Annotated in this window: 8 protein-coding genes; 6 read left to right on the top strand and 2 right to left on the bottom strand. The window is 65.6% G+C overall.

What is annotated here, in order from left to right; all coding sequences use genetic code 11:
• Positions 1-4: 4 nt before the first annotated feature.
• From AC1DVS_RS01515 to AC1DVS_RS01495, 5 genes are read left to right on the top strand one after another with little or no spacing between them, the layout of a single operon-like run.
• Positions 5-2,146 carry a DOMON domain-containing protein gene (locus tag AC1DVS_RS01515; RefSeq protein ID WP_478019633.1) on the top strand — a complete coding sequence of 714 codons (2,142 nt, stop codon included), beginning with the start codon at positions 5-7 and terminating at the stop codon, positions 2,144-2,146.
• Positions 2,147-2,156: 10 nt separating this feature from the next.
• Positions 2,157-3,977: a hypothetical protein gene (locus AC1DVS_RS01510; RefSeq protein WP_478019631.1), complete on the top strand. Its 1,821-nt coding sequence runs from the start codon at positions 2,157-2,159 to the stop codon at positions 3,975-3,977.
• Entirely contained in the window at positions 3,974-5,938 is a 1,965-nt protein-coding gene (locus AC1DVS_RS01505) for an ATP-binding protein (protein ID WP_478019629.1), read from the top strand. The genes AC1DVS_RS01510 and AC1DVS_RS01505 overlap by 4 nt, the downstream gene beginning before the upstream one ends.
• A gap of 1 nt (position 5,939) precedes the next feature.
• On the top strand, positions 5,940-9,338 hold the full coding sequence (locus AC1DVS_RS01500; protein WP_478019627.1) for an eCIS core domain-containing protein: 3,399 nt from the start codon (positions 5,940-5,942) through the stop codon (positions 9,336-9,338).
• Between the two features lie 2 nt (positions 9,339-9,340).
• Positions 9,341-9,916, top strand: a complete 576-nt coding sequence (locus tag AC1DVS_RS01495; protein WP_478019625.1) for a hypothetical protein — start codon at positions 9,341-9,343, stop codon at positions 9,914-9,916.
• A gap of 184 nt (positions 9,917-10,100) precedes the next feature.
• Here AC1DVS_RS01495 and AC1DVS_RS01490 read toward each other — a convergent pair whose 3' ends face one another.
• Positions 10,101-10,496: a hypothetical protein gene (locus AC1DVS_RS01490; RefSeq protein WP_478019623.1), complete on the bottom strand. Its 396-nt coding sequence runs from the start codon at positions 10,494-10,496 to the stop codon at positions 10,101-10,103.
• Between the two features lie 48 nt (positions 10,497-10,544).
• Positions 10,545-11,453 carry a S41 family peptidase gene (locus tag AC1DVS_RS01485; protein WP_478019621.1) on the bottom strand — a complete coding sequence of 303 codons (909 nt, stop codon included), beginning with the start codon at positions 11,451-11,453 and terminating at the stop codon, positions 10,545-10,547.
• A gap of 768 nt (positions 11,454-12,221) precedes the next feature.
• Between AC1DVS_RS01485 and AC1DVS_RS01480 the strand changes: the two genes are divergently transcribed.
• The gene (locus tag AC1DVS_RS01480) at positions 12,222-12,425 is read left to right on the top strand and encodes a hypothetical protein (RefSeq protein ID WP_478019619.1); all 204 of its coding nucleotides are present in this window, start codon (positions 12,222-12,224) and stop codon (positions 12,423-12,425) included.
• Positions 12,426-12,448: the final 23 nt, after the last annotated feature.

The raw sequence follows: 12,448 nt of genomic DNA, 5'->3' as shown, positions 1-12,448 counted from the left end.
GGCAATGAACCCGACCATAATCAGCAAGGCTCGCCTGCTCGGCCAGATTTCCGGTCTTGGCGCATTGTCGCTCATGCTTGGCGGCTGCCCGGGCGGTGGGGTGGTCGGCGCGCACTACAACGCAAACGAGAAGCTCGGCTTCCCGGTCACCAACAGCCCCGTCACGATCGACGGCCTCGCCAACCCAGCCGAGTGGAGCAAGAGCTTCAAATTCTACCTTGAGGACGGCGCGTCCGCCTCGGCCGCCTTTATGCGCGGCATGTCCGACGCCAATTTTCTCTATCTCTATTTCGAGACCGAGGATCCCCACGACTTCGACTTCGACGACGTCGTTGTGCTGGCGTTCAATCCGACCAATGAATCGAACAATTACAAGCGCATGCTCATCTATCCCTGCAAGGCCTTTTCCTGCGTATCCTCCCCTACCGGGTTCGCTCCGGATGTGAGCTATAGTTCAGGGAGCGAAGCGGCCGGAGTCGTTTCCTGGGGACCGCTCACCCAAGGCATTCCGGCAGGCGTCGAGGTCAAGGCGAACGCTGCGCCCAATGGTTTGCAGGGGCGCTGGACGATCGAGGTCAAGATCGCGAAGGCAGACTATCCCTTCCTCGCGAACAATTTCTTCGGAATGTTCGCCGATGTGATCGCGACCGATCAGTCCCAGCAAAAGGCCGTGCAATATACCTGGCCGCAGGGTGGTTATATCGGTGACAATATCTTCACCTCGCTCGCCGACGCGAAGCTGCCGCTTGCGCGCTGGGGCAATGCCACGCTCGACACGAGCTTGTTCCCGACCGGCCTGCAGATCACCGGGTTCGGTAATATCGGCACCGATCCCAGCGCGATTTCGCTCGCCAATAACCTCGTCGTCAACAACGAGTTCATCGCGAGCGTCGCCAATTCGCCCGCAGGCACCGGCGCCGAGCCCGATTCGACCGGCGTCACCGCCACCTTCAAGATCAACAATATTGGCCTCAATCCGCAATGGACCTGGACCAACATCCCATCCTCGAACAATCCCACGACGCCCCTCCAGACGATCAAGTCGCGAGAATATATGCCCTTCTCCTCGGGGGGGTGGACTCTGAGCGCGGCGGAAAAGACGTTTTTCGGGGCCCACCCGCATCAGTGCGTGCGCGTCGATGTCGCCTATACCGGCAGCGGCACGCCAATCTCGCGCCAGTATAATATGAACTTCGTCGCGGTGAATTCGCCGTTCGACGTCGAATCCCAGATCGCTACCGGGGCGTGGCGCAAGAATTTCCCGCGCGCGCAGAGTGTGATGCTCGAGGAGCAGTTCCTCAACGGCGGCACTGGCTTCACCTGGGAGAGCAAATTCGCGGGCGCCGAGCCAGCCGGCCCGCATCGCTGGCTAATCAACTCGCTCAAGACCGACACCCAGGCGCTACGCACCTCGATCCTGGCCGGGCCGACGCTGAGCTTGCCCAGCCAGCAATACAAGCTCGATCCGATTGCCATGTCGGCCGGCAAGACCTTTGATATTCCGGTCCGCGGCGGCTCAGTGATGACGCTCCTCACTGATGGCGCGGCGACGATCAAGAAAATGCCCTACTCAGCTGCCGGGATGAGCGACGAGGCAGCCAAGCGTGCCGAGATCAAGGCGGAAATCGTTCGAGACAGCCTCCGCCCGGGTTCGAGCGCGCGCACCGGGGCGCTGCTCGGCTCCTTCGACGATTTCCACACGACCTTCCAGATCGGCACCGGCTCGACCTTGTTCGTGCCGATCAACGCGCAGCTGCTTCGACTGCGTTTCGCCAAGGAAGTGCCGTTCGACGGCGGAGGCTTCCAGCTGCAGGTCGTGATGACTCAGCCGAACCCGGTTTCGCTTGACGGCAATCCGCTCGAGTGGCTGCGCGCGGCCAAGGCGCCGGTGCTGCTTCCGCTCGGCATGAACCTGCCGATGCATATCGTGCGTGGCACGCTCGACACGGGCATGGGCGTCACGATCGGCGGCAAAAAGTTCGGCGTCGGCGTGCCGATGGGCAGCTACGGCTCGCTGGTGCGCAGCGTGCGCGGATCCGGCCCGGGTATTCCGGAAAATCCCGGCGGGCCGCTGACTGTCCACCCGAAAGAGGTGCTGACCACCGGCCGCACGACCGCCATCGCAACGCCTGCCAAGCCACGATAGGCCAGCGATGGTGCAGCGTCCCCAGGCCGGCGCCGACCTCGCCGTCCGCCGTGCCCGCGCCACTGGGTGGCGCGGCACACGGGCCGAGGTCGCGCGCTGGCTCGAGGACGTGCCGATCGCCTCGCTTGGGCTCGGTCCGGAGGAATTTCTCTATCTGCCCCGGCTGCGGGTCCAGGTGCCCGCGCACCAGAGCAGCGCACCGGGGCGCATGCCGGACCGCATCGCGGCTGAACTGCGCGCGCTGCTTGCCGGTGCCGATAGCGGCTGGGGCAATGGCTTTTCCCCCGGCCGCGCCTATCGCTTCACCAGCCGCGGCCGCTATTTCGCCTGGCTCGTCGCGCTCTGGGTGAAGGACGGTTCCGCCCCGGCGCGCGCCGCCTTCCACACGGCGACCGGCGAGACCTCGCTCGGCCAATGGCAGCGAACCGGTCTATTGCGGGACGGCGAGGCCTTTGTCGCCACCGTCGCCCGCCTCGCCGAGATCGGCTGCGCGGCGCACTGGGTCGCGGGCTTCGAGCCGGCGGAGATCGCCCTTGTGCAGCGAGCGCTGGAACAGCGTTTCGCGCTCCGGCTCGAGCCCGTGGCGGGCCAGTCCACACAGCAGAGGAAGCCGGAGGTACGGCAAGATCCGGTCGCGGTCATCCGCGTGCCTCTTGCATCGCGGGAGGCGATCGCCTCGCTCGAATCAAGCGGAAACGCCTGGCGCGTCCTCCCCCCGCCCGTGAAAGAGCTGCTGCTCGCGGCGGTGATGCTGGCACGCAATCCTTCTCGATCGACAGCACAAACAGCTGAGCTCGCGGCGGCGGTCACCCGCTTCTCCGATCCAGCGGAAGCGCAGTGCGCTGATCCGGAATTGCCGGTCCAGGAGCTGCAGCCCGCAGCCGGCAAAGCATCCGGCGCTACGCCGCGAGAAACAGGCGCTTGCCTGACAGAGGGTCGAACCCGGCATCGCGCGTCGTCCGCACCGTCGGCACTAGCGTCCAAAGGCGGCGCGAGTCCGCCGGCAGACGCCGAACCGGCAACTGAGCCAGACCGAATCTCGCCGACCCGCGCGCCAACCGCGGAAGCCCATACCGATCCCGCGCCACTAACGGCAGCGCCAGTCCCGCCCGCCTCAGCCGGGCGCGAGCTAACCCTCACCCCGTTTCTCCCACCCGATGCGCGTTTCGAAACCTGCTTTGGCGGCCTGTTCTTCCTGATCAACGCCTTCAACGCGCTCGGCCTCTACCCGGATTTCACCCAGCCCCTCGGCACGCGCCTCGATCCATCGCCGCTATGGCTCGCGGACCGGATCGGCCGCTTCTGGTTCGGCGCAAAGTATCGCCGCGATCCGCTGGCAGGATGGATTGCCGGACATGCCGCACCAGGAGAACTGCCTCGCATCTGGCGCGCCGAGCCGGAATGGCTGACCGGCTTCGAAACCTCAGCAGCCCCGCGCTCCACCGTCCGGCAAGGCCGGGCGACGCTCTGGCATCCAGCCGGCTTCCCGCTCCTCGACGAAGACCAAGCCCGCGCCCCCCTTCGCCCACGCCGGCTCGCAGGTTTCCGCCGCCCACACATCGCCCGGATCGCGCCCGCCCGCCTTCCGGCAAAGCCGGCGGATCGCTGGGCCGCTTGCCTCGCCCTCTATCTCGACGCACGCCTGCGCCTGCTATGCGGCTCCGGCCTCTCGCTGCTCGCATTGCTGGCCCGCATCCAGACCCGCGATCTCGATCTCAGCGCGCGTTTCGCGCTCGATCGCCATCCGATCCAGCTCCGCATCGCCGGCCTCGACCGCAATCCCGGCTGGCAGCCGGCCGAGGGGCGCGCCATCGCCTTCGTCTTCGAATGAGGCGCGATCCGCCTTTCGCAGCGCTCGCGCCGGGCGCGGCCAGCCATTTCCGGCTGACCCTGTTCGGCACCGTGCTGCGCCTCGCCGAGCTCTGCGCCCCCGACGAGCGACCGGCCTTCATCGCCGACTATCTCGCTGAATGCGCGGCCCTATGGCGCGCGGCCAGCCCGCCCGACGCAGCCGCCTGGTCCGCTGCGGTCGATCGCTGGGCGGAAAACCGGCCCGATCTCCCCTTTGCCCGGCTCGCGGCCACAGGCTCCCCTGCGCTCCACCGCCAGCTCGTCGCCACCATCGCGCTGGTCGAGGAGGATCCCCGCTTCGCCCTGCTCGTCGAGCCCGATGGCGATTTCCCGACGCTTGGCGGCCTCACCGCGCTCTGGCGCGACGCCACCCCTATGCGCGATGGCGCCGCGATCCGCGATCTGCTGCTCGAAATGGTCGCGACCGGCCTCGTCACCGTCGCCAATCCCGATGCATCGCGGATCGAGTGGCAGCTCCGCCTCGCCCATCCGCTGCACGATCTCTTGTCGGGCGCGGTCCCGCGGCTCGACGGCGCCGCGTTCGAACCCTGCGCAGCGCTGCCCGAGGCCGAAGGCTGGATTGGCGCGGGCGATCCCAAGGCGCTGGCCACGCTGCTCGCCGGCAACCGCAACGCGCTGCTGCTGGTCCGCGGCCCGCGCAACAATGGTCGCAAGACCCTGCTCCGCGCGGCCGCCCGAATGGCCGGGCTCAACGTGCTCGCACTTGCCCCCGCCCTGCTCACGGATCACGCCCGCTGGCGAACCGCCGGCGCGCTTGCGCATATCGGCAACGCGCTTGTGCTTGCCGAGCTCGAACCCGGTCCGGCCGAGACGATCGACCTGCCCCAGCATCCGCTGTTCACCGGCCCGATCGGTATCGTCACCGGCATGAGCGGCGGTATCCGCGCGCCCCGTGCGATGCCGACCATCGGCGTCCATCTCGCCATTCCGGATACGGCGGTGCGCGCGGCGCATTGGCGCAGCATCGGCTTCGGCCCGCTCGCCGATCCGCTCGCCGAGCTGTCGCTGACCTCCGGCAATATCCGCCGCGCTGCGACCGGTGCGACCAGCCGCGCCGCACTCGCCGGCCGTATCATGCCCGAACGGCCCGACGTACTGCGCGCGCTCCGCGACCTGCGCGACGCCGGCCTCGATGCGCTCGCGACGCCCATAGACCAGCTCTCCGCACCCGAGCCGCTCCACCTCGAAGCCCAGGACCAGGCCGAATTCGAGGCCCTGCTGCTGCGCTGCCGCCACCGCGAGCAGCTCGGCGAGCCCGGCGGCGGTCGTGGCGTGCGCGCGCTGTTCGCCGGCCCCAGCGGCACCGGCAAGACGCTGGCGGCGCGCCACATCGCCGCCGCGCTCGATAAGGATCTCTACCGGATCGATCTCTCCGCCACGGTCAGCAAGTTCATCGGCGAAACCGAAAAGAGCCTCGAACGCGCACTGTCGGCGGCTGAATCGCTCAACATCGTCCTGCTGCTCGATGAAGGCGATGCGCTGATGGCCCGCCGCACCGATGTCTCCAGCTCGAATGATCGCTATGCCAATCTGGAGACCAACTTCCTCCTGCAACGGATCGAATCCTTTGACGGGATCCTGCTGGTCACCAGCAATGATGCGGACCGTATCGATCCCGCCTTCTCGCGCCGCATGGATGCAGTGCTTGCCTTCCGCGCGCCCGACGAGATCCGTCGCCACGGCATTTTGGGCCAGCAGCTCGGCGATCACCGCGTCTCGGCTGGCCTGCTTCAGGATATCGCCTGCCGCTGCCCACTGAGCGGCGGCCAGCTGCGCAACGTCGCGCTCCACGCCCGCCTGCTCGCCTTCGACGCTGGCACGCCGATCGGTGATGCCGAGCTGCGCCAGGCGGTGGTGCGCGAATATCGCAAGACCGGCGATTATTGTCCGCTCAAGCTGCCGCTGGCGGCGGTCGGCTGACATGGCAGAGGCCGCGCGCAAGGCGAAGGCCGAGGAGTCCGCCAGCAGCGCCGCCACGGTGAAGCGGGCGAGCGAACCGGCGCACGCGACTATCGCCCGCGCCGCGCTCGACGGCCGCCGCTCGACCCTGCTCTCGCCGAAATCGATCCAGCCCTCGCTCCGCGTCTCGCAACCAAGCGACGCAGCCGAAGTCGAGGCCGACCGCGTTGCCAAGGCAGTCGTGTCGATGCCCGATCCGACACCTTCTGTGTCGCCGCGCGGTGGCCCCGCGATCTCCCGAAAGGCCGCGCCCGCCGCAAAGCCAAAGGGCGTGCCGGCCACGGATGCCAAGGTCGAGGCCGAGGTCCGCGCTGCGGCAAGCGGCGGCACCCCGCTGCCGATGAAAACGCGCAAGCTGCTCGAACCCCGCTTCCGCGCCAATTTCGCCGGCGTCAGGATCCACACCGACGGCAATGCCGCCAAGCTCGCCAACAAGCTGAGCGCGCGCGCCTTCGCCTTTGGCAATCACATCTTCTTCGGCGGCGGCGCCTATGATCCGGAAAGCAAGGCCGGCCTCGAGCTGCTCGCACATGAGCTGACCCACATCATCCAGCAGGGCGAGTCGATCCAGCGCAAGGCCGATACATCGGAGACGCGCGTCAGCGAACGCACCCCACAGCAGGCAAGCCGCCTCGGCCTCAGCGACGCGCTCGATTTCTTCGCTGACGCCGCCAACGCGATCCCGGGCTACCGGATGTTCACCATCCTGATCGGGGTCAACCCGATCAACATGAGCGCTGTCGAGGCAAGCGCCGCCAACATCCTGCGCGCGATCGTCGAGTTCCTGCCCGGCGGCAACATCATCACCCGGGTGCTCGACAGCTATGGCATTTTCGACAAGGTCGGCGGCTGGATCGAAGGCCAGCTCAAATCGCTCGGCATCAGCGGCGCATCGATCAAGGCGGCGCTCGACAAGTTCATGGATTCGCTGAGCTGGAAGGACATCTTCAATCTCAGCGGCGTGTGGGGCCGTGCCAAGGCGATCTTCACTGAGCCGATCGGCAAGATCATCTCCTTCGCCAAATCCCTGTTCAGCGAAATCCTGCGCATGGTGCGAGAGGCCGTGCTGCGCCCGCTCGCCGCGCTCGCCGAGGGCTCGGCCGGCTATCCGCTGCTCAAGGTCATTCTCGGCTTCGATCCGGTAACGGGCGAAGCGGTCCAGCCCACCGCCGACGCGGTGATCGGCGGGCTGATGACGCTGATCGGCCAGGAAGAGCTCTGGGCGAACATCAAAAAGGCGAATGCCGTCTCGCGCGCCTGGACCTGGTTCAAGGGCGCGATGGGCGGGCTGAAGGCGCTGGTCACCAGCATCCCCGGCCGATTCATGGCCGCGCTCAAGGGCCTCGAGATCATGGATTTCGTGGTGCTGCCGAGCGCCTTCTTCAAGCTCGCCAAGGTGTTCGGCAACTTCATGGGCGATTTCGGCAGCTGGGCGCTCGGTACAGTGCTCGATCTGCTCAAGATCATCGTCGAGGTCGTGGCGCCCGGCGTGATGCCCTACATCGCCAAGGCCGGCGCCGCCTTCAACAAGATACTGAAGAACCCGGTCGGCTTCGTGCAGACCCTGGTCCGCGCCGCGATGCAGGGCTTCCGCCAGTTCGCAAGCAACTTCCTGACGCACCTCAAGGCCTCGCTGGTCGGCTGGCTCACCGGGGCGCTGGGCGGGGCTGGCGTCTATATCCCGCAGGGCTTCTCGCTGCGCGAAATCCTGAAGTTCGTGCTGTCGGTGCTCGGCCTCACCTGGGCCAACATCCGCGGCAAGCTGGTCAAGGCGACCAGCGAGACTGCGGTCAAGGCGCTCGAGATGGGCTTCGACCTGGTCAAGACCCTCATCACCGAAGGCCCCGCCGCGGCGTGGCAGAAGATCCTGGAATCCCTCACCAACCTCAAGGACATGGTGATCCAGCAGGTGATGGATTTCGTAAAGAGCAAGGTCGTCGAGGCAGCGGTGACCAAGCTGCTGTCGATGCTCAGCCCGGCGGGCGCGCTCATCCAGGCGATCATCGCCATCTACAACACCGTCATGTTCTTCGTCGAACGGCTGAAGCAGATCGCGGCGGTCGCGGCCAGCTTCATCGATTCGCTGGCGACCATCGCGGCAGGCAATGTCGGCCCTGCCGCCAACCGGGTCGAACAGACCATGGCCGGGCTGCTCACCCTGGTGATCAGCTTCCTCGCCAGGATCGCCGGGCTCGGCAAGGTCTCCGATGCCGTCGTCAAGCTCATCGCCAAAGTCCGCGCGCCGATCGACAAGGGGCTCGACAAGGCGGTTGCCTGGATTGTGGAACAGGCCCGCAAGATCGGCAAATTCGTCGCGCAGGCCGGCGTTCCCCAGGATCCCAATGAGCGGCTGAAGCTCGCCGGGGCGGCGGCAGTAGCGGTCGCCAAGCCGCTGACCGGCCGCGTTTCGCCGGCAATCCTTTCAGGCCTCTTCGGCGCGATCCGCGTACGATATGCCCTGACGACGCTTGAGCCCTTCGAAGAGAAAGGCCGCTGGAAAGCGCGCGTTTCGATCAACCCCTTCCTCGTTCAGGATCTCAACAAGCCAGTCGTCATCCTCGGGCCGGACGGGAAGCCGGCGAGTCAGTCAACGCCCTCCGCGGGAGGCGGTGCACGGGAGCCCGAAGGGCCGAACATGGCTCCGCTTCTTGAGAAAATGAAACAGGTGTTCGCCATGTTCGAGATGTGGGCTCGGCTTGGCACCGCGCCGGTCGCACAGGCCATGATGCGCCAGGTCCGCATGGCAATGGATCAGGCGCAGAGCCTTTCGGAAGATCAGAAACGCGGCACTCCGGGGTCGGTCCTGGCGCCGCGCTTCACCGCGCTCAGCGGGAGTCTGCGAGCGATCCAGGCGCTCGATCCAAAATATGAGCTGGTGTCGATCGGCCAGATGTCGATCACCTTGAATGCGGCAAAGCGGCAGATGCCGGCGGTCACGATCACCTATGTCATTCCACCGAAATTCCCGCCGACCCATCCGAGCTACGCCGCACTCATGACAGAGAGCACCCGGCAGCTTCGTGAACAGGAAGCGGGCGTCAACTCGATGGTCGCCGCAGAATGGCTGGCGCGGCGCCCGGCCGTCGGCATGGCGCTCGTCCGGCCTCCCGCGGAAGCTGCGATGCGCAAGGAATATGGCGCGCGCAGCAACCTGGCCGGTACCGGGATGGCGGCGCCGCATAATCCCGATCAGGTCCTTGCCGGCTATATCGATCCCACCGGCGCGCCCGCGCTCGGGGTGGTCAACAGTTTCATCGGCAACCAGAACCGCCTCAAGGCCCAGCAGGTTCAGGGGATCGTCACCGCGATGAGCCCGACGGAACGCCTCGTCACGCAATTGAATTTCAAGCTAGTGATATGAGGATGGAGAATGACTTCGCCCGGATGTTCGGCCCGCCGCTGGAGGGTAGCGGATCCGCTTCCGTAGCTGACCGCCTTGGCGAGCAGGAGAGTGGTCGCCGACTGCTCGCGGCGATTTCTCCCGGAAGCTATGATCACGGCTTTTTCTCGGTCGCGTCGGTACGGGAGAATGAGGGAGATCTGGGCGCGTGGAGCACTTGGTTTCCCGCCGGCGCGCTCCTGTTCGCGACGTCGGTTTTCGGCATGCTCTATGTCGCAGTTGGCGACAGGATGTGGCTGGCGAACGCGCCCTATGGTTCGATTCTGCCGACCGACTTCGCTCTCGACACGGCAGTGGAGCGGGTCGCCCGCCCGTCTACCCGCGACGATTTGCTGCAACGGCCGCTCTTCGAACAATGGCGCAGCGGCGGCTGTGCGCTGCGGCCTGACGAGCTGCTGGCGCTCGCGACGCCGGTCTCGGAGGGCGGAAAATGGGAGGTCGCGAATTTCGTCGTCACGCCGGTCGACCACTATCTCGAACAATCGGCCGCGCCGTTCGAGCCATTCGGGAGCATTCCCATCAGTATGATGCGTCCGTAGCGCCCCGCCTCTCCAGTCGCTCGATTCACCTGGCCCCGATGCGGGGCCAGGGGACGCGGTGACGGCACCATAGACCAAAATCCGCCATTCAGGGGCGCTGCATGATCGCCCTGATGCAGCCGCTCGTTCAGCTGGGCCCCGATATGTCCGGTATCGAGTGCGAAGCGGACGCGACCAGCCTGATTTACTGTCCCGCAGGCGCTGGTCTCATTTGTGCGCCGGCAACTTTCCCGTCGGCGTCGAGCGTGACGGCAACGATGATCGCGCCTGTTGCAAATGAAGCCCGGTACTCGTCGCTCCCCATCATGCCGACGTCCTCGAATGTGATCGAACGCAACTCCCCGAGCGGCAGCAACAAATTCTGCCGTAGCATGGGCAGGTGCTCGCGGTTGAAACGCGCGAACTCAGGAGTCATTGAGGTGTAATCAGGGTTTCCACTGACGATGCCGGCAATGAATTGCCGAGCGGCGGCCTCCGATCCAGGGAGAGGCGTTGAGCGCGGCGCAAAGACCTGTTTCAGGGAAGCGGTTGCGATGTCGGCCGCCGGCTTCTGTCCCAATCGCGCCAGCGCAGCCTTCAAAGCATCAGGCGCCGGCACATTGATGTCCGGCTGAACGCCGCGGCCTTCCTAGTTCGTCTTCGTGACCGGGTTTTCCGCCCGGCCCCACGGGATGGTTGCGACGAAGCCGTGGCCGAGATCGGCGGGCCCTGTCGGGTTCGCACCGCCGCCGGTTATCTCTCCGACAATCTTCCCCAGCTTGTGAGTCTGCACGTCATAGGCAAACTCCTCGCCGCCGGAGAAGGTGTTCTTGCTGGTCAGGACATAAACCGGAATATTGGCAAAATTTACGGCCGTTGGCTCGCTGTCGAATTTCTTGCGGTCGAAGGTCTTGGTCTTCGGAACGCGCGAGACGATGTCGTTGATCTCGATCGATCGATCCGGCGGGATCAGATAGCTGACGAAATAACCGACCGCATCCGGCGATCCTCCCATGTTTCGGCGAGCGTCAATAATCAGGGCATGGCTGCCCTTGAGGGCGGACATGGCCTTGTCCAATATCGGCTTGAATGCTGGCAGAGGCGGAAAGCCGATCACTTCGATATAGCCCACATCGCCGGCCAGTCTGTCTGCGCGAACCACACCCGCTTCCGAGCGCGGCATCGCCCCAACCGGACCTCCGGCTGAAGGCGGTGGCCCACGCATCGAGCTGACCGACATGTGCTTGTCATGCGCGATCGCTGCGACATCGGCGGAGAGCCGTGCCGCGAAGGCGCCCGGATCCGCGAGTTTATCGTACGCACCAGCCGCAAGCGACGCACTGATCTTTTCCGCGGCCTTCTCGCCGACATCGGGAAAGATGTAAGTGTCACGAAGGGCGTCACTGAGTTTTGCGACGACATCGCGCCGCACATTGCTGTCGATTGTGCTGGCTTGAGCCGCCATTGGTGGCGGAGTCGGCGCTGACTGCGCCGGTGCCGCCACCGCGGATAAGGGATAAGCAAGCAGACCAAGGAACATCAAGGCTGAATGGCGCATGTTTACCCCCCCCGCTGCTGATCAACGCAGATGCTCCTTCTGGGACGCTTGGCTAGCGTCTGCAATGGGAAGCGGACCTCCCGTCCCGCTCAGTCGAGCATCTCTCGACTACGGAACATCAGGCGCATAGCTTTCAAGAAATCCGCATCGGCTGCAACGCCATGTTTGGACGTCCAGCTGTGCACGCCTGTCTTCCCGCAAGCCCCACCATTTACTGACGCTCGCCTCGCCTTTCTGCCACCGCTCGGGATAGCTCTTGCCGTGGCTATGATCGACGATGACGCCCACGGCCATGGTGCCGCCGCACTTCCCGCAAGTCTTGCTCATCTCGCTCCCTCGAATGTGGTGAAAAGCGGTTAGGAAGCTTTCTCGATGGCTGCAATGAGCATAGCCCGTTGCCAGCCGATAGGGCAGCGGCTGGGGCGGAAGCTGCCGTTGCAGGCGGACGCGATCGGGAGACTCGGTGGAGACTCGGTGGAGACTCGGCGACAGTGCACTTATCCCCTGAACGTTATCGGGTTGAGTGCCTCGTCTCGCGCGATCTCAATTAAATGCGCTGTCACCGAGATTCCGCATCGACTGAGACGCGCCGGTCCTACGGGCGAACTGAGTCAGTGCGATCCCGGTCGCCTCCGATCAGGCTTGGCTGGTGGCGGTGCGGCGGCGCTGGACTGCGTGCCCGCGGCCCCGCCGCCCGACGCAAGTCTTCGGCAAAATATTTTTTTGCAGCGAAGTGACCGGCCCCACGCCCTGGCCGAATAAGAGTTCATGAGCTCAGGCTTCCTCTCGAGATTAGTCTCAAAGCCATCGCACGACCCGGCGCGGGCTGGCCATGAGCGGCCGTCATTGGCGGCGGCGGACGACTGGGGCCGCCTGATGGTGGCCGCGCAGAACGGGCATGGCGGAGCCTATCGCCGCCTGCTTGGCGAGGTCTCGGAATGGCTGGTCCGCTATTTCAAGCGGCACTTCTGAATCCGCAGCTTTCCGCCCACTGC

The sequence above is a fragment of the Sphingomonas sp. P3_C5 genome (assembly GCF_056402635.1).
The sequence above is the reverse complement of the archived record's forward strand: the minus strand, read 5'-3'. Positions and strand labels throughout refer to the sequence as shown.

Bases quoted from the DNA above. Each gene is read 5' to 3' on its own strand.
- AC1DVS_RS01515 (WP_478019633.1), top strand. From the start codon at position 5: ATGAACCCGACCATAATCAGCAAGGCTCGCCTGCTCGGCCAGATTTCC.
- AC1DVS_RS01500 (WP_478019627.1), top strand. From the start codon at position 5,940: ATGGCAGAGGCCGCGCGCAAGGCGAAGGCCGAGGAGTCCGCCAGCAGC.
- AC1DVS_RS01480 (WP_478019619.1), top strand. From the start codon at position 12,222: ATGAGCTCAGGCTTCCTCTCGAGATTAGTCTCAAAGCCATCGCACGAC.
- AC1DVS_RS01505 (WP_478019629.1), top strand. From the start codon at position 3,974: ATGAGGCGCGATCCGCCTTTCGCAGCGCTCGCGCCGGGCGCGGCCAGC.
- AC1DVS_RS01495 (WP_478019625.1), top strand. From the start codon at position 9,341: ATGGAGAATGACTTCGCCCGGATGTTCGGCCCGCCGCTGGAGGGTAGC.
- AC1DVS_RS01485 (WP_478019621.1), bottom strand. From the start codon at position 11,453: ATGCGCCATTCAGCCTTGATGTTCCTTGGTCTGCTTGCTTATCCCTTA.